Raw genomic sequence first — 18113 nt, 5'->3', positions numbered from 1 at the left:
AAATTAGTAGAAGTGATAATTGGAAAAGGGGAGTTATATGGAAAGAGCTGCTGTATTTCATAGACCGGTAGACAACTTAGCGTATCTATTAGAAGAAAAAACAATGCATATACGCTTAAAGACGAAAGCAAATGATCTTAACGAAGCATTACTAATCCATGGAGATCCATACATTTGGGAAAATGGAGAATGGAAATATAACGTGGCTAGAATGTATTTGGTAGGATCTGATGAAGTGCATGATTACTGGGAGATTAAGGTTTTCTCTGAGACGAATAGAATCCGTTATGGCTTTAAGTTAATTTCAAATGATGAGCAAATTGTTTATACAGAAAAAGGGTTCTACTCGGAAGCTCCTAATGATTCCGACTACTATTTTTGTTTTCCATATTTGCACAGCAATGATATTTTTGAGGCCCCTTCCTGGGTAAAAGACACTGTTTGGTATCAAATTTTCCCAGAGCGCTTTGCAAACGGTGATCCCTCTATTAATCCTCCAACCGCTAAGGCATGGGGTTCCGAGCCTCCTGCAATAAATAATTTTTTTGGTGGGGACTTTGCCGGGGTCATTCAACATTTGGATTATTTAAATGACTTGGGTATAAATGGAATATATTTTACACCTGTATTCCAAGCTAGTTCCAACCATAAGTATGACACAATCAACTACTTAGAAATCGATCCTCAATTTGGTGATAAAGAATCCTTAAAGCTTCTTGTGAAAGAATGTCATAAACGTGGCATAAAGGTGATGCTAGATGCTGTTTTCAATCATAGTGGGTACTACTTCCCCCCTTTTCAAGATGTATTAAAAAATGGAGAAAGTTCTCATTATAAGGATTGGTTCCATATTCATGACTTCCCTGTCCGAGGTGGAGAGAGACCAAATTATGAGGCGTTTGGTTTTGTAGAGTCTATGCCAAAGTTAAATACAGCTAATCCTGAAGTAAAGAAATACTTATTAGATGTAGGAGCTTACTGGATTGAGGAGTATGACATAGACGGCTGGAGATTAGATGTTGCTAATGAAGTGGATCATCATTTCTGGCGAGAGTTTAGAACTGTAGTAAAAAATATTAAGCCAGATATATATATATTAGGGGAGATTTGGCATGATTCGATGCCTTGGCTTCGAGGAGATGAGTTTGATGCGGTCATGAACTATCCCTTTAAAACCAATTTGTTTAATCTTTTAGTAAATGGAAGTATTAGTTCTCGACAGTTTGTAGAAAATATTACTCAAGTTTATTACAACTATCCTAAAAATGTTTTTGACTATACTTTTAACCTTGTTGGAAGTCATGATACGGCAAGAGTATTAACAGAATGTGATAACAATATTAACAAAACGAAACAAATCTTCACTGTTCTTTTAACCTTTATGGGTACACCTTGTATCTATTATGGAGATGAAATCGGATTAACTGGTGGTCAAGACCCTGGCTGTAGAGAATGTATGGAATGGGATGAATCAAAGCATAATCTGGAGATGAAAACCCATATTAAAACACTAATTAAATTAAGAAAACAAGAGAAGCTGCTTGCGAACGAAGGCTCTGTGAGATTTATCCGTCCTTCTTCTGAAAATGGTATTTTTGGTTATGAGAAATTCAATGATGATTATTCCGTACTAGTATTATTTAATCCATCACAAACGGAGCAGGCCCTGGATTTAGACCAAACAAGCAAATATGATCTATTATATAGCGATACTAAAAGTTTCAATAGCACCGCAATAAGCTTAAATGGTTATGGTTTCGCAATTATAAAGAAAAATGCAAGCGTTGTGGTATGAGCATAACTTCAATTAATCAAATAAAAAATGTTTAGTATGTACAATAAACTCTAACTAATAGAAAAATATAGAGAGGATGGTGTGACATAAGGTCTCACCATCTTTTTTAACGTTATTTTATGTCTATGGTCTGTCCGTTGTTCTCGCATGTCTGGATAATAGCACATTAAATGCATTTTTAGCTACTAGGTCACCCCCCTTAAATTTTTCCATTCTATTATTCTATCGCTACTATCAATTTTTGGAGCAACCTTTCATATGATAAAGAGGAATCAGGTAATATTTTGGGCTCTGTCACATACAATCAATTGATAAAACAAATAGACAACTCGTTTTATATGACGGAGGCGTAGCCCATATGAATTCCCGTTTTCAAGAAAAACGTACTCTCTTTCAATGGATAAACATGATGATTCCCTATATTTATACGATAGGAATTCTGTTAATTTTGGTGTGGATGGCCACCTCCTCCCTGATCATTGGCATTTCGACATGGCAGGAGAACCCTAAAGCATTTTTTCTTCAGGAAATCGAGGTAGATAATTCTAATACAGTACAAACTGTTCAAGAAACTGCTTTTTCACTTATTATAAAACCCTTTGTTGAATCAAATTTTAACCAAGTCATTTTTAGAGGACTCTTTTTACTATTTATATGGTTTTTATTATTTTTAATAATCCCAGTTGCTTTTAAGAGATTGAAAAGGTTTAAGTTTTTGAATTTAGAATTTGAAGTAGATAATATTGAGCAAGCCGCTATTGAAACAGTGGAAATCAGTGGTACAAAAGCAAAGCTCATGGCTTATTTTACAGGTGACGACGCCTCTGGAAGAACTCTGGAGTTCTTATTCAGGTCGGCAATCGATTTTAAAGAGGTTTTAGAATATTTTTTAGAGGAGACACAAATCGGTTACAAAAATCAACCAATCAACGGTGCGTTTTCTTTTGCTGTGTATACAGGAGACACCCCTGAAAAGTTTGTGGACCTAATAGATGAATCAACGGAAACTGGAGAGGCAGTAGTATTTAATAGGACAGATGACTTAAATGTATGGAAGAAAAATTATTTAGTTTACTATTTTGCATATGACAATTTAGAATTTACGACAGTGATTGAAAGCTTTACTTACTCGTTTGATATTATTGATAAATATCTTTTTGAGCTTCTTCATAAAACAATTGCCAAAAATATTGAAAATATTGAATACATGGTGGCATTGACTAACTCAGAATCAATTGAAAACCAATAAAATATAATTTATACATTAAAGGAGTGTTGAGTATGCTAAGTGAAAAGGTACCTATTTGCACCGAGGATGTTAAAAATCGGGCAGCAAGAAAACTGGGTAGATTCAATACGACAAAAAAAAGTTCGAAACCTTTAAAGACTGCTGCAATAACCGGAGATTTAGTTAAACCAATCCATGTAAACAAGTCCGAGCCGCTAGTAAAGAGAATGACTTATTTTCAAAACAACAGTTAGTACCCACTTGTTCAAAGTGGGTACTTTCTATTTTTTTCTTTAAAATGTTTGGAGTGCTTTTCAGCTATCTCCTGCATAATTGGCGAAGGCCCAACCAAATCTGCTGGTCGTTTTACGGGTAAGTGGTTTAACTTTATTTCATTTACTCCTTTGAACTTCTCTCCCCTTAGAAGTCGCTCATAAATATCCCTTATTTTCATTGCTTCCCCTCGTTTTCTACATATTCCTTTTGTAGTATATTCAGTTATGCTAATTAGACGTATGTACTTGCTTGCATAATATGGAAGATAATAATTAGTTTACATAATATTATTATAGTAATTTAGTGGAAGTGGAACATGAAATGGAACATGCATAAAAAGCAGGAGCTATTAGTATAAACCATACTCATGCACCATCTAGGGTGGTTAGTCTTGATATTTTAAGCTCCAGACGTACATAGAAGTTCTATTAGAATAAACGCATATAAATATCACTTTTCTCTCATTTTAAGCAGATGTATGCGATTCGAATTACGAAAATCTCCATTTCTCAAATTCAATTCATGAGAAATGGAGACCGTTTTTAATTATATAAGCAATCGCTTTTCTTTCGTATATTTATCGGCAATGGTATTACATCAGCTTCTCCATATATACTTGGACAATTTTCTTTTCAAATCCAATCTCCATAAGAACTTCTGCTAGAGGATTATTTGATGGAAAGTTAAATGTTGATAGTTCAATCGAATTCTCCATACTTGCTGCTAAGTAAGATATAAACTTCCTCGTAAATTCTGTACTATTTATTTTTTCAGGTTGATAATTCAAATCGTAGATGTTGACCTTTTCAACCTTGCCTTCTGCATTTATCACTTTTTTGTAAAGACCATAGCCTACACTGCCTCCCAGCTGATCTTTAACAACAAAGGCATCCCCGTGTTTGAGGCTCTGCCACTGGCACTGCCATGGAATATTAGATGTATAGAAATCAATTTTAGCAAGCTGTTCAGGTAAAACTGCTTCCATTGTCCACTTGTTATTTTGCAATGGAAATTCATCGCTATTAATCTTTTTACTTATGAATAATAAATAATCCTTCACTTCATATCCTAACTTTTTATATAAAGCGATCGCTCTTTCATTTTTTTCAAGTGCCTCAAGAGTTGCTGTTGAAACATTATTTTTCCGATAGATTTCAAAAAGTGCTTCCATCATTTTAAGTGCAGCTCCTTTGCCTCTATAGGAAGGAGCAACACCTGTTCCACCATTCCAGGCTAATTTTTTGCCGCCATCTTCCCTTATGCCAGTTAAAATAATGCCAACTGGTTTGCCTTCCATAAAACCGACGATAGAAAAATCAGTCGAAAGCTCCTCACCTACTATTTTCTTGATTAATGAGTGAGTATCCATCGTAGCAGGCAATAAATAACCTTCAAATCCTTTATTCCATGCTTCAGTGATCTCATCTAAAGTGCATTTAGCTAATGTCTTTATTTCCATTACATATTCCCCTTTATGTTTGTACTAATGCCCTTATATTCCATATTTAGCATCATTACTTGGAATAGCTTGTATTAAGTCCCAAGTCTATTTCTAAAGTATCATCACCAAAATATATTAAGAATTCTATTTGACAATGTAAGAGCATTATCCTCCTTAAATTTAATAATTTTTCGATGACGTTGAAATAAGATCGTCACATCTAGTAAGTAAGTTGTAAAATCAAGTCCTTATTTCGTTCTGCATACTTTTACATGATTAAAAAGGAATATTTGAATGTATAAAGAACCAATATAAAATGTATAAACTCCCTGCTGTTAAGTTAATACAATGTTATGGATTTTAAAAAATAGGTTTACATAATAATATTATGTAAACCTATTAATTAGTTTGATTGAATGGATTACTCTCCAAAACATGTTGAATCTCTTTATCTTCAACATGTGTATAGATTTGAGTGGTAGAGACACTTGTATGACCTAAAATTTGCTGCAGGCTTCTAATATCAGCTCCGTGTTTATACATAATGGTTGCAGCTGAATGGCGCAGCTTATGTGGAGTGATATTATCGTTTTTTAGTCCAGAATCCATATTGATCTGTTTAATAATTTTAGCCACAGTTTGTCTAGTTAGGCGTGTCCCTTTTTGGGATAGAAATAAAGCAGTATTACTATTCGCCCCATGTATAGATGATCTTTCCTTTTCAAAATAATTGCGAATAGAGCTGAGACAGGCATTATTTAAATATACCGTGCGCTCCTTGTCTCCTTTACCTACAATTCGAAGTGTTCGATCATGAATCGAATTAATGTTTAAGCCACATAGCTCCGATACTCGGAGTCCTAAATTTAAAAAGAGTATTACCATGCAATAGTTACGGTAATAGTGGTTGCTATGCTTGATAGCTGCTATAAACTGCTCTGCCTCTCCTTGGTTCATGTAAATAGGAGATTTTTTTCCTATCTTGGGGCTTTCCAGCTCATCAGCAGGATTATCCTCCAATAATTTTCTTTTCCCTTTTAAATATTTGAAAAAAGATTTTAGTGTAGCTACCTTTCTTGCTCTTGTAGCAGCACTATTGTTTCTTTGTATCTCACAAAATTCTATAAACATGTATAAATCTTCTAATGTAATTTTACGTATTCGATCAATGGTAACATCTTTTATGTTTATCTCGTCTATTTTCCTAGCTGGTATATCATCATCCAATGATTTAATAAATCGAAGAAACAAACTTATATCATATTCATACTCTTTTCTCGTACGGGGAGATTTCCCTTTAATTGTTGTTAAATATACTAAAAAGTCCTTAAGTAATCTTGGGATTTCTCGTTGCAATTCGCTCACCTCATAACACCCATTTTATCACAAAATAAGGTTCCCAAATATGAATTTGGGAACCTTTTTAAAATTTCTTTAAATATTTTACTTTATTTAGGATTTTTGTCGTTTTTTATGAATGCTTGAGATTGGCTCTGAGAGTACTTTAGAAAATCATTTCCGTATAATTACCTTGAAGGGAGCTCTCAATCTAATCTAGTATAATTCTCTTTTTAGCTTTGAATGTACTCCTTAATGGAATCAAAATCCTTTTTCATGTAACTAGAGGTTTGCGAAGTTTCCATGTACCAATTTTTTATTTGTTCCTTTTCTTTTTCTGATATCTCTTTGCCTTCTGTTTCTTTTTGTACTACAGCATTTACAAGTGCTACTCGATTTCTGTAATATAATATTTGTTGCATGAACCGATCTTGAATTTCTGGATTAAATAACTCGCCCATTTTTATGATTCCATTATTTATATGCTCCTCGGCGTAAATGGTAGAGGCAACTACTGCGAGCTCATCCTTAAAGGTTTTGCTATTTAAGATTTCATTTTTGTATTCATCAGACATTTCGCTGCAAACATTAGCTATGTCTAACAACAAAGCCTGATTTGTTTCATCTAATTTTTTATTGTTGTCAAATACATCTGTAATGTCATGTATTTTCTTTAAATGTTGTGTAATAATATCTATTTTCTCCACGTTAAAAGCTCCATTATCAAGCAGCCCTTTTGTTCTTTCATGAACGTATAACCTTTGAAGATAGCCATAAAGTAATACCAATCCGTTATATTGGATTGCAGCGTTCATATTCTTCCCCCCTTTTCCTATCATTATTAATTGGTTTCCCTGAGTAGAACGTAGTAAACAATAAATTTTTAAAAATTGGAATAAAAAAAGACCCAGCAATGAATTAACTCATCACGGATCTGTTTCAAGTGTTTTATTTTGTGCCTTTAATGATTTTCTGCGGATAGAATACACAAGCATCATTAAGATTGGGATGAATAAAAAGCCAAAAATACTCATAGAAACGACAGTACTCCCAACAAAATTTCGTTGCACTACTACATTTGGAAATATGATTATGGAAAGAGCGGTAACAATTATTCCAATGGGATAACAAAGTAATTTATAATTTTTCAATCTGAAAAGATGGACAATCCCAAATATTGCAGCAAAAAAATATAAACATAACTTCAAGAATATACTAATAATCCAAATACCAGCCATCAAGGCTTCAATACGGCTTACTGCATCTCCAATCGTAATTTGTTTTGCAAGGTAATAGCTTGGATAAGTCAATCTGGAGGTTAAAGGTGCACTTAGTACAGCAATGCACAAGATAGTAACAATAAATACTAATACTCCCCCTACAAAGTTACCGAAAAGATAAGCTTTTTTCGCCTTCTTCACGCCTTCTGAAACGTAAGGGTAAACCATAAGTAAAACGAGTGAATTGGTAGTGGATATTACAATGTAAAATAAAGAGGAATCTGCTAAAGTGCCAATATTTTTCTGAAACACTGGCAATAAATTATGTGTATCTACTATTGATAAAGTAGACAGCACTAGAAAGGAAAAGAAGATGAGAAATATAAATAATAATATTTCTGCGGAAAGTGCAAGTGTATTCAATCCTAATCTAAGAGCTACTACCACCAATAATGCGAGTAAGGCATTAATAATAACCGGAGGTGTTTTAGGTAGCATCTGTGTGGTGAGAAATGAACCCGCATCTGCCAGTAATATTGCAGCGAAAATGATTACCAAAATAATAAAGAAAATAGAAAAAATGGACCCGAGAAAACCTCCAAATATTTTCTTATTAATAGCAATATAATTTAAACCTGGAAACCAGCCAGCTAATAAGGTATACATATAGACAATTACTATACTCCCCAGTATTCCCATAATACTAGCTATCCAGGCATCTTGCTCGGAATGCTGTGCCAGATGTGACGGAACGAATATGATGCTAGAACCAATTGTAAAAAAAAGAACGAGCACAAAAAATTGAAATGAATTTATGTTATAGGAAGTTATAATGTTTCGCTCCTTTCTTTACAATTTTTCGTCCATAAGTAAATTGCTAATAGGCTTAAATAATTTGGACAAAAAATCTGCTAATGGAATTGGAATACTGAATGCTATAAAAAAGCAAAGACCCAATCCTAAAAAAAATAAAATCCAATATAAAAATTTCTCTTTTTTCCCTGATTTATTTTTCAATAAAGGTAAATCCAATTTGATGATTAATACCCCAATAGATATGATAATTAAGCTATTTACCATTCAATTTAATCCTTTACATTACCCAAAAGAGAGTTATTGGTTATTCCTGTATTTTTTATTGTTGCTTCCACTTCAATATTTACTTCCAGCTCTGCGAATAATTCCTCTGTCCACTGTTCTTTTATTTTGTTCCAACCCTTTGGATCATTTTCATATATAGTCCTCCCAAAACCGAATATATCTGAATGATGCTCGTCCTGTAATTTTTTTATTGTTTTTAGCATAGAGGCTTTCAGTTGTTTTTCGTAGTTTGTTTCTAATTCCTTAATGATATTTTCATCTTGGAGATCAATGTCACAAGCAATTGCATTTATATTTCCTGATAATTTTATGTTCATATCAATTTTTGGCTGACCATTGATAACATTGCCTTTCAATTTGGATTTAGCCTTGTTTATTCTTAGTTCAATATTTCCTTCTTTAGGACAAGAAACAGTACCTACTGTTGATTTTAGATGATTCGTTATAATGTTAAAATTGACTGTATCCTCTTGCTCTAACCATCCAACTAATTTATCCTTTTTAAATACACTAAGTCCTGACATGTTAAGATGAGCCTCTGGATTTATCCCTTCTAAATTTTGTTTACTTGCCCCTTTTTTTGTATCCCCTTTTAATTCTACTTTTGCTAATACTGGTTGTTTTCCAACCTTCTCTAACTCTTGTGCAATTTCGATTAATGAAATCCTAACGCTTTTACCACTATTTTGGGCAGTTTGCTGGATGCTGTAAAACATATGAATAGGAGCAATTTCAAGAGGGGTCTGTACCTTTAATATCTCCTCTGCATTAGTATCCTTTGCTACAGCAATAAAAAAATCAGACCGAACCTCCCAATTTCTAGTGAATGAATCAACTGTCTCTACAATTCCTTTTTCTCGAGCTAATGTTTCACCAAAGATTAATATTTGAAGGTGACCAGGATATATTGCACGAGGTGAAGCTTCGGTGACTTTATTAATTGCTCCGATGACACTTTTATCTTTTGCTTTCAGCATTGTAATTTGCGAGTTCCCAGTCCCCCCATTTTGAGAAAGTTCTGATGGTACAATGACTTGAGCTGTTACCACGTATTCATCATCTATTAAATCGATACCAATAGCCAATGCTATTGCTATTTCATTTAACTCTGATTTATCCCAACACCCGGAAAGTAACAATAAACAAATCATTAAGGCCATTTTTTTTGTCATAATTTTTATGTTTTCCCCTTACTCTTTTTCTCTTTAGTGCTAGGAGCATGTTGTCTCACCAAATTCTTAGAAAAGTAGGAAGAACGATGAGTCATTTTCTGAAGAGGTGAACGCAATACTGTGTCTTTCTGTCCAACTAAATGAAATGGCGCAAATGGATACATATATGGGATTCCGAAAGATTTAAGATGACATAAATGAAGTATCAACAAAATTAGTCCTAGTACAATACCAAATAATCCGAACATACCAGCCAATAATATAAAACCAAAACGTAGTAATCTTCCTGAGATTGCAATGTTATAGGTCGGTGCTACAAAGCTAGCAATTGCAGTGAGCGAGACTACAATTACCATTACCGCAGATATTAACCCAGCTTCTACTGCTGCTGTTCCTATTACAAAAGCTCCGACAATTGACATCGCAGATCCTATAACTCGAGGCATCCGGAGACCTGCCTCTCTTAAAAGTTCAAAAGCTATTTCCATCACGACTACCTCAGTAAGCGTAGAAAAAGGTGTATTTTCTTTTTGAGAAGCTATACTTACTAATAATTCAGTAGGTAACATTTCTCTATGAAAGTTTACTAAGGCTATGAACATGGCGGGAAATAACAAGGATATACTAAAGGCGAAAAATCTCAATAATCGAACAAAAGTAGCCATCCAATGCCTTTGATAAAAGTCCTCTGGGGAATGAAAAAATTGAACAAATAATGTAGGTACTATAAGAGCATAAGGAGAACCATCTACAAAAATTGCTACCCTACCTTCTAACAAGCAAGCAGCTACAGAATCAGGTCGCTCCGTATTATAGATTGTTGGAAAAGGGGTGTTGGGTTCATCCTGTATTAATTCTTCGACATAAGCACTCTCTAATATTCCATCAATATTAATTTCATTCAAACGTGCATGAACCTCTTTAATAACAGACTCTTCTGCAACTCCGTTAATATACATAATGGCAATATTGGTTTTGGTCCTTGTACCCAGCTCAACTTGTTCCATCCATAGATTTGTATCCTTTATAATTCTTCTGATTAGGGCAGTATTAACTCTTAAATTTTCTGTAAAAGCTTCTTTAGGACCTCTTATGACAGTTTGTGAAGTCGGCTCTGCTACCGCACGTTGCTGCCAATTTTTGTTTCCGATTATAAAACCTAATTCTGCACCGTCAATCAATAAGATAGTGTTTCCTGATAGTAAAGAGGTGAACAACACATTAAAATCTTTCACTTCTTTTAATTCTCCAACAGTTAATGCATAATTCTTTAATGTATTCATAATTTCAGATTCATTCATCAAAGTTTCGCCAATTGGAATATCATTCAAATCAATCATTAATGATTCCATTACAAATTCTTGTATAGCATTAGCATCACTAAGTCCATCTGTATATATAATTGCAGCTTTTAAAATTCCGTTTGTTCCAATTTTTATTTCTCGAATGATAATATCATTACTATTACCAAGGGAGCTTGTTATAGTCTTGAGATTTTCATCAAGTTGTTGCTTGAGGGATTGTTGTTTATCGAATTGTTTCGAATCAAATCGATCACCAGTGCTCGATGATGATAATACGACTTTCTTCTTTCGTTTTAAAAAAAACATTTCTTCCCTCTTTTCGTGAGTATCCTACGAAAAAGTGTTTCCATTTTATGCATTATTTATTCAAAATCAAACTGCAATATACAGTAAAATTAGGTAAGTCTAAATAGTCCTAAATACAAAAAGATGGAGAAAATGATTCATTTTCTCCATCTTTTTAAGTTGTGCTCGAACCTTTGTTGTCCACTTTTAAGTTTTCAACTACTTATTATATTAACAATCCTCTATAAGAAGTTCTTTAAAACATTGGGCACAATAATATACCTTTCTCCAATAGGAATCATTATCTTCAATTGCCCAACACATGCTTAAGGTTGCCATTACGAAACTAGCTTCAACTAATTTTTGTTTGTCTAAGTGTAAAAGATTTGATAAACGGTTAATTCGATTATTGAGAACCTGTTTTACATCTTTGTTTTTTGGCAGATGATTAACCATAAAAGAGGTGAAGTCTAAGTAAAGATGACCTACCACTCCTTTTGGATCAATTACGGTCCATCCTTTTTCATCTGAGTAAAGGATGTTTTCATGGTGTAAATCACCATGTAAAAGAAATTCATTGGATGGATTCATAAAGTCCAGAGAATGAAGCTTTGCTTCAAGTACAAACTTCTTTGGAGGATATTCGACAAAGTCATAATCACTTTCTACATATCGGTCAAAGGCGGAGAACCAATTACTAATATTGGGCGTCGTAAGTGATAGATTTACCTTCCTAGGGAGTTTTGACCACACAGTGGCGTATTGTTCAATTGCTTCTTCTTCTGATAAATCAAACAGCATGTTGCCTGGAATAATTTTCTCCAGTAGCATTATTCCATCTTTCTTTTCATATCGCAAAAGTTTTACGCTTCCATTTCCATCATATGAAGCAAGGGTGTTGATTTCATTTGAAAAATCTATATTGGGGACACCGATTTTTAAAATTGCTGGACAGCCGTTTATTTGCTTAACATTTAATACATAGTTGTAGGATAAGTTATCTACCGGGCTTAATATTGTTAGTTCCCACTTTTTTTCGTAAACTTCTATGATTTGATGTAAATGACTAAGCCATTGTATGCCTTCTTCTCCAAATGCCCCCTTTATCTTTTGCACAAACGATTGGGGATACTCCATAACCCTACCTCCATTCTCTAGCTCTTAATTTACCATTTCTAAAATATATTAGTTTCTCTTATAAGTATAAAATAATTACTAATATCTTTGGTGCTTCTTATTTAATTTGTGAGAATTGTTATTTATATTTAAAAAATACTTTAGTAAAATAGAATGAAATAACTACTGAAAGTTGGAGATAAAATGACTATTGCAATAGAAACTGCAACCATAGCTGATTTTGATGAGGTTAACTCCATAGTAAAAGAGAGTCAAGATGAACACCACCGAGCTTTACCCCATATTTTTAGCAGAGTCGACCAAGTAATGCCACACGATTACTTTCAATCGTTATTAATCGAACCAGCAAGTGAAGTATTAGTAGTTAGAAAAAATAATCAAATCCTAGGTTTCGCTATATTGGAGGTAATGGAGGCTCCACCTTTCGACTCACTTGCTCCAAGAAAATATGCATACATAAACGATTTTGGAGTAAAAAGCAGTCATAAAAGAATGGGTATAGGAAAAGTACTATTTGAAGGGTGTACGTACTGGGCAAATAGTAAAGGAGCAACAGCCTTGGAACTTAATGTGTGGAACTTCAATGAAAGTGCTATTGCCTTTTATGAAAAGTTAGGAATGGAAACTATCAGCAGGAAAATGACGATAAGCTTAGAAAGAGAAACCGAAAAATAATATAATGAGAAAATGGACTATAAATAGAAAATTCATAGTCCGCTCACTTATTATTCTACTTTCGAACAGAAATTCTACCTAAATCAGTATCAAGTTTGATGAGATATTCTCCCTTACCGTAAGTGATAGAAGAATCAGATGAACCGAAAAGATCGATTCCGCCTAAGTCGTTTTTTGCTTGAATAGTTGCATTCGTCGGTTCATTCTCTGTCTTTACTTCAATAGCTCCATTATCAGTGCTGAGGTTAATATGTTGATCAAGATTTTTCGTTTCTAGACTTATCGCACCGTTATCTGAATCAGCCACAATGATTCCAGCTATATTTTTCAAAGCAACTTTTCCGTTATCCGTTTCAGCATGAACATTTTTCCCAACGATATCTTCTAGTAATACTGACCCGTTATTGGATTCAAAAATAAGTTGATCACCCTGAATATTGTTTGCTTTGATACTTCCATTTGAAGTTGAAAGATTAATATCATCATAAACCTTTTCTGGAAGATAAATCGTTAGTTTCGTGCTACCCGAATTAATACCAAATTGAAAAGTATTCCATCTTTTTTCTAACAACTCTACATAAAGAGTATCACCCTTAACTTTTGCTGAAAACTTATATTTCTTCTTCTGTTTTGTATTTCCTGTATATTCTACCTTAGTGTTTGAATCGGTTGTAGGTAAAACTGTAATGGAAGCATTGTCTGATACAACCCCCACATTTTCATACGTCTCTGCTATAGTTGACACTTTAGCTGCGTCTGCTTGAAATAGACCTTTTATATCAAAACCAATATTGATGATAGCTCCTACGAGTAAAATTGATACACATAAGATAATAATTTTTTTTAAGTTCATATATTTCCCTCCTTAACTTCATTATAGTGTGTTTGAAAAACATATAAATGGTCTGAAGAGCTGTTTAAGTGTAAGACCTAAGCCGTATATAGCTTAATATATGCTCTTCATATTATTGTTATAGAATGGTTTTATCGACTTCCACCTAGAAAAAGCAAGATATATCCAGGAGCTATTTGCTACTAATAACCTTCAAAAGTTAACATTTACCAAATTATAATAAAAATATGTAATGTTAAAAATAGACCTAAGTCTCTTGTTATGTAAGGCTTAGGTCTGATTATTATTTCTTATTTTCTAATGTAGTTTGTATTTCTTCTTCTAATAATTTTGTTCTTTCATTAAGTAGTTCTGTATAGCTAGCTAGTTCGTCTTTTTTTTGAACATTTATGAAAATTGGTTCACCAAACATTATTACAGCTTTTTTCATTCTTTTTAACTCCTTCAATGTTCGAGGACCGTAATAATAGGCTGGAACAATCGGGGATTTCGACAAGTTTGCAATAGTTACTGCGCCTCTTTTTAAGGGCGCTCCCTCTGAATTTCGAGTTCCGCTTGGGAAAATGCCGACAACTTCTTTTCTTTTTAATAGTTTAACGGGAATTTTAATAGTGCTAGGAGAAGGATTTTCTCTATCTACCGGAAATGCATTGATTTTGCGTAAAAGAATTCCGATTATCGGATTATCAAATAGTTCTTTTTTTGCCATGAAATGAACTGGTCTTGGAATAGCAATTCCTAATATAACAATTTCTAGCCAGCCCCTATGAGTACAAGTAACAATGTATGCTTCTTGTTGCGGCAACAGTTCCTTGTTTAGCACTTCTACTTTCCCGAATATCCTTACAATTATTTTAGCAATACTTAATACAAATTTATACATATAACCCACCTTATTATCTACGATTAGCACCTAGTGCTAATTGTAGAGTAAATATCGGGAAATTACTAGGTTTTTTTAATTTTCACTTATCTACTTGTCTACTAGATTCATATTCTTACTAATCCTTTCAGGGGGTTCTTGCTTTTTTCATTGTTTGAATATCGGAGCAGACTGTTGACCTTGTGTTTCTACTATTTCCTATAGGCTATGAGCTCATACTTCAATTCAAAACCTACCGATTTATATAAAGCCAATGCTTTGTCATTTTCAGCTCTGACACTCAATGTAATTTCTTTAATAGTGTCATAAGAAAATAAGTAATTGAGAGCGGATTGAATAAGTTGAGTCCCGATTCCTTGCTTCTGATACTCACTGGAAACTGCTATATATTCAATAGAGCCATTGTTTTGACTTGATTCTATCTCTACGTAAACATATCCTTTAACTTTTTCTAGACCCTCTGCAAATATAAAAAGCTTATTTTTATTGTCCAAACGTCTCAGAATATCGGAGCTATTATAGTAAGTATTAGAAAATGATGCAGTATGGAGAGCTGTAAAGGAATCTTCGAATGATGGGCTGTATTGTATAATTTTGATGTTTTGCGGAAATGAGTGGTTTTTCTTAATGATAGATAATATCAGATGCTGTCCTATTTCCACTCCCCCTTTTTCCCGAATGTACTCTCTTGTAAGAAAATTCTCCTTATGAACAAAGAACTGAAAGGATTTTACGTCAAATGGCATCTGTGAAACTAAATGATTCCACATTCCATCTGCTATCTCCCGGTATTCCTCTGAAGCTAAAACAAATGGTCCCCAAACTTCAATAGTTCTTAATTGCTCATCCACATCAAAGCCAAGAGCACCTTTAATAATGGCATGTTCAGTGGCAATGACAAATGAGTGCTCAAAGTCTAAGTCAGAGAAATCATGTAGAATAGTATCTTCAATTTCTTTAGCAATAACTCCACAATAACCGATATGATACTCAGGCTGGAGATTCAATTTCTCGAGAAATTCCGAAAGAAGATGAATATCTTTTGGATTCTTTATCTTTAACATTTAACCGCACCTACTCATCAGTATTTTTTGTGATTGTATTTCAACCGCCTTTAGTTTTGAACAATCTTTTTTCTACTCTTAGGGACAAGTAATATCATTTGTTTCTAATAATCTTGAAATTAATATCCATCTTAATCACTAGTAATCTTTTTCAAGAGAAAATCCTTGTTCGAAACCATTCAACTGGAGATTAATTTCGCAGCTTTTATAATAAATTCTAGCTTTCCTTTAAAAATCCTTTTTATTCCCATTTAAAAATAAATGCTTCAATAAAAAAGCAATCCGAGATAGCATTATTTCGGATTGCTTAAGATCATTTTATTAATTGTTAGTCTGTAAGAAAGACGTTTATGTGTCTATGTTTTTAAGATATAATTTTTCGTTTAGAAGCTTTCACCAAGATTTTAATTTTATTCAAATCTTTTTTATGAAATGCCTCTACAATTGCACTTCCGACAATGACTCCATCAGCCATACTAGTCATTTCCTCTACTTGCTCAGGAGATGATATGCCGAATCCTGCCATCACTGGTATATTACTAAGTTCTTTGATAGATTTCAAATGCTCTACTAAGTCTTTATTGAACTTTTCACGAGTACCAGTTATTCCGTTGACCGTGACAGCGTATATAAAACCTTCTCCAGCATTCACGATTTTAACTATACGTTCTTTCGGGCTAGTCAGTGACACAAGAGGCACTAAAGCTACATCTGTTTCTCTTAAGGCGATTCTCAAAATGTCACTCTCCTCATAGGGCACATCCGGTACGATTAACCCGGCAATACCAAGTCGTTCACAATCCTGTGCAAAATTACTCAATCCATAGCTCAACATAGGATTATAATACGTCATAATAACTAATGGAATATGGATCTTTTGATAGATTCCTTCCAGTTCAGCAATGATATTTTTCAATGTAGCATCTACTTTAAGTGCTCGTTCACCAGCTTGTTGGATAGTTGGTCCATCGGCCACTGGATCAGAAAATGGAATTCCTAATTCAATAGCTGTTGCTCCAGCCTCTTGGAGAAGTAGAACTCTCTCCTTTAACTGATCCAGCCCCCCGTCCCCAGCCATAATATAAGGAATAAATACTTTATCGCCGCTGCTTAAACAATTAACTAATGAATTTGTAAGTTTTCTTTTAGACATGATTTGAGCCTCCTAATGCATCTCTAACTGTGTGTACGTCTTTATCACCACGACCAGAAAGACAAATAACTATTGTATCCTCTGGGCTCATTTTCTTAGCAAGTTTAGCTGCAAAATATATAGCATGGGAACTCTCTAGAGCTGGAATAATTCCTTCCGTTCTAGCTAGTAATTGTAATCCTTCTAATGCCTCAGAATCCTTCACAGAAAGATACTTCACTCTTCCAATGTCATGTAAATAGCTATGCTCCGGACCAACCGCAGGATAATCTAAACCGGCGGAAATTGAATGTGCTTCCTGTATAAATCCGTCTTCATTTTGCAGAACGTACATATAAGCTCCATGCAATACACCTTCTTTCCCCCCGGCAATTGCCGCTGCATGTCTCCCAGTTTCAATTCCCTCTCCCGCTGCTTCAACACCGTACAAAGCCACTTCTGAATCGTCTATAAAGGGATGGAACATTCCTATTGCATTGCTTCCTCCGCCTACACAGGCAACGATGGCATTAGGGAGTTTTCCATCCTTTTCTAGTACTTGCTTCTTAGTCTCTACACCGATAACACGTTGAAAATCCCGAACAATTCTCGGAAAAGGATGGGGACCAAGAGCTGAGCCTAAAATATAATGGGTGTCCTCGACATTTGCAACCCAATATCTAAGTGCTTCGTTGACTGCGTCCTTTAAAGTTCCAGAGCCTTGGTCTACCGATACAACCTTTGCACCGAGTAGCTCCATCCGGAAAACGTTCAGTTCCTGTCTGCGAACATCTTCTTTTCCCATAAAAACAATGCACTCGAGATTAAACAGTGCACAAACAGTAGCAGTAGCAACTCCATGCTGGCCTGCACCTGTTTCTGCTACAATTTTCTTCTTACCCATTCTGACTGCCAGTAGCGCTTGGCCGATTGTATTGTTTATTTTATGAGCGCCTGTATGATTTAAATCTTCCCTCTTCAATAAAATTTTTGCTCCACCGATTTCCTTTGTAAGACGTTCAGCAAAATAGAGAGGAGTTTCTCTTCCCACGTAGTCCTTTAAGTAATATTCTACCTCTTCTAAAAAGGAAGCATCTTCGATTGCTGTTTTATAGGCATTCTCTAATTCTACTAATGCAGTCATAAGTGTCTCAGGAACAAATTGACCTCCGAAACGTCCATATCGCCCAGCTTTTGTTTGTACCATGC

Annotated in this window: 18 protein-coding genes; 4 read left to right on the top strand and 14 right to left on the bottom strand. The window is 34.3% G+C overall.

What is annotated here, in order from left to right:
• The first annotated feature begins 37 nt into the window (after positions 1-37).
• The 3 genes from D0S48_RS02265 to D0S48_RS02255 all read left to right on the top strand — a co-directional run bounded on the left by D0S48_RS02265 (position 38) and on the right by D0S48_RS02255 (position 3277).
• Positions 38-1795 (top strand): glycoside hydrolase family 13 protein, encoded by a 1758-nt coding sequence (locus D0S48_RS02265; protein WP_151109814.1) that lies wholly within the window; start codon positions 38-40, stop codon positions 1793-1795.
• Between the two features lie 358 nt (positions 1796-2153).
• The gene (locus D0S48_RS02260) at positions 2154-3044 is read left to right on the top strand and encodes a hypothetical protein (protein ID WP_151109812.1); all 891 of its coding nucleotides are present in this window, start codon (positions 2154-2156) and stop codon (positions 3042-3044) included.
• 32 nt (positions 3045-3076) lie between these two features.
• Positions 3077-3277 carry a hypothetical protein gene (locus D0S48_RS02255; RefSeq protein WP_151109810.1) on the top strand — a complete coding sequence of 67 codons (201 nt, stop codon included), beginning with the start codon at positions 3077-3079 and terminating at the stop codon, positions 3275-3277.
• Positions 3278-3288: 11 nt separating this feature from the next.
• On the opposite strand, the gene D0S48_RS02250 is transcribed toward D0S48_RS02255, so the two are convergent.
• The 9 genes from D0S48_RS02250 to D0S48_RS02210 form a co-directional block, all read right to left on the bottom strand.
• On the bottom strand, positions 3289-3477 hold the full coding sequence (locus D0S48_RS02250) for a hypothetical protein (protein WP_144536379.1): 189 nt from the start codon (positions 3475-3477) through the stop codon (positions 3289-3291).
• A gap of 414 nt (positions 3478-3891) precedes the next feature.
• Positions 3892-4758: a GNAT family N-acetyltransferase gene (locus D0S48_RS02245; RefSeq protein ID WP_151109808.1), complete on the bottom strand. Its 867-nt coding sequence runs from the start codon at positions 4756-4758 to the stop codon at positions 3892-3894.
• A 381-nt stretch (positions 4759-5139) separates the two neighbouring features.
• Positions 5140-6096, bottom strand: coding sequence for a tyrosine recombinase XerC (locus D0S48_RS02240; RefSeq protein WP_151109806.1), 957 nt, complete (start codon positions 6094-6096; stop codon positions 5140-5142).
• A gap of 215 nt (positions 6097-6311) precedes the next feature.
• Positions 6312-6893 carry a hypothetical protein gene (locus D0S48_RS02235; protein WP_151109804.1) on the bottom strand — a complete coding sequence of 194 codons (582 nt, stop codon included), beginning with the start codon at positions 6891-6893 and terminating at the stop codon, positions 6312-6314.
• A 111-nt stretch (positions 6894-7004) separates the two neighbouring features.
• Positions 7005-8114 carry a GerAB/ArcD/ProY family transporter gene (locus D0S48_RS02230; protein ID WP_225321733.1) on the bottom strand — a complete coding sequence of 370 codons (1110 nt, stop codon included), beginning with the start codon at positions 8112-8114 and terminating at the stop codon, positions 7005-7007.
• Between the two features lie 33 nt (positions 8115-8147).
• Positions 8148-8378 carry a hypothetical protein gene (locus tag D0S48_RS02225; RefSeq protein WP_151109800.1) on the bottom strand — a complete coding sequence of 77 codons (231 nt, stop codon included), beginning with the start codon at positions 8376-8378 and terminating at the stop codon, positions 8148-8150.
• 5 nt (positions 8379-8383) lie between these two features.
• On the bottom strand, positions 8384-9571 hold the full coding sequence (locus D0S48_RS02220) for a Ger(x)C family spore germination protein (RefSeq protein ID WP_151109798.1): 1188 nt from the start codon (positions 9569-9571) through the stop codon (positions 8384-8386).
• 5 nt (positions 9572-9576) lie between these two features.
• Entirely contained in the window at positions 9577-11181 is a 1605-nt protein-coding gene (locus tag D0S48_RS02215) for a spore germination protein (protein ID WP_151109796.1), read from the bottom strand.
• 210 nt (positions 11182-11391) lie between these two features.
• Positions 11392-12297 (bottom strand): aminoglycoside phosphotransferase family protein, encoded by a 906-nt coding sequence (locus tag D0S48_RS02210; protein ID WP_151109794.1) that lies wholly within the window; start codon positions 12295-12297, stop codon positions 11392-11394.
• Positions 12298-12480: 183 nt separating this feature from the next.
• Between D0S48_RS02210 and D0S48_RS02205 the strand changes: the two genes are divergently transcribed.
• Positions 12481-12972 (top strand): GNAT family N-acetyltransferase, encoded by a 492-nt coding sequence (locus D0S48_RS02205; RefSeq protein ID WP_151109792.1) that lies wholly within the window; start codon positions 12481-12483, stop codon positions 12970-12972.
• 55 nt (positions 12973-13027) lie between these two features.
• Here the strand turns inward: D0S48_RS02205 and D0S48_RS02200 are convergent, their stop codons facing one another.
• The 5 genes from D0S48_RS02200 to trpB all read right to left on the bottom strand — a co-directional run bounded on the left by D0S48_RS02200 (position 13028) and on the right by trpB (position 18111).
• Complete coding sequence (locus tag D0S48_RS02200; protein ID WP_151109790.1) at positions 13028-13825, bottom strand: DUF4097 family beta strand repeat-containing protein; 798 nt, start codon at positions 13823-13825, stop codon at positions 13028-13030.
• A gap of 283 nt (positions 13826-14108) precedes the next feature.
• Complete coding sequence (locus D0S48_RS02195; protein ID WP_151109788.1) at positions 14109-14708, bottom strand: lysophospholipid acyltransferase family protein; 600 nt, start codon at positions 14706-14708, stop codon at positions 14109-14111.
• Between the two features lie 191 nt (positions 14709-14899).
• Positions 14900-15772, bottom strand: coding sequence for a GNAT family N-acetyltransferase (locus D0S48_RS02190; protein WP_151109786.1), 873 nt, complete (start codon positions 15770-15772; stop codon positions 14900-14902).
• A 364-nt stretch (positions 15773-16136) separates the two neighbouring features.
• The gene (trpA, locus tag D0S48_RS02185; RefSeq protein WP_151109784.1) at positions 16137-16925 is read right to left on the bottom strand and encodes a tryptophan synthase subunit alpha; all 789 of its coding nucleotides are present in this window, start codon (positions 16923-16925) and stop codon (positions 16137-16139) included.
• A complete protein-coding gene (gene trpB, locus D0S48_RS02180; RefSeq protein ID WP_151109782.1) occupies positions 16918-18111 on the bottom strand; it encodes a tryptophan synthase subunit beta in 1194 nt (397 codons plus the stop codon). Before trpB ends, trpA begins: the two co-directional genes overlap by 8 nt.
• Positions 18112-18113 lie beyond the last annotated feature (2 nt).

This window comes from Psychrobacillus sp. AK 1817, from assembly GCF_008807035.1.
In the GTDB taxonomy this organism is placed as follows: Bacteria; Bacillota; Bacilli; order Bacillales_A; family Planococcaceae; genus Psychrobacillus; species Psychrobacillus faecigallinarum.
The sequence above is the reverse complement of the archived record's forward strand: the minus strand, read 5'-3'. Positions and strand labels throughout refer to the sequence as shown.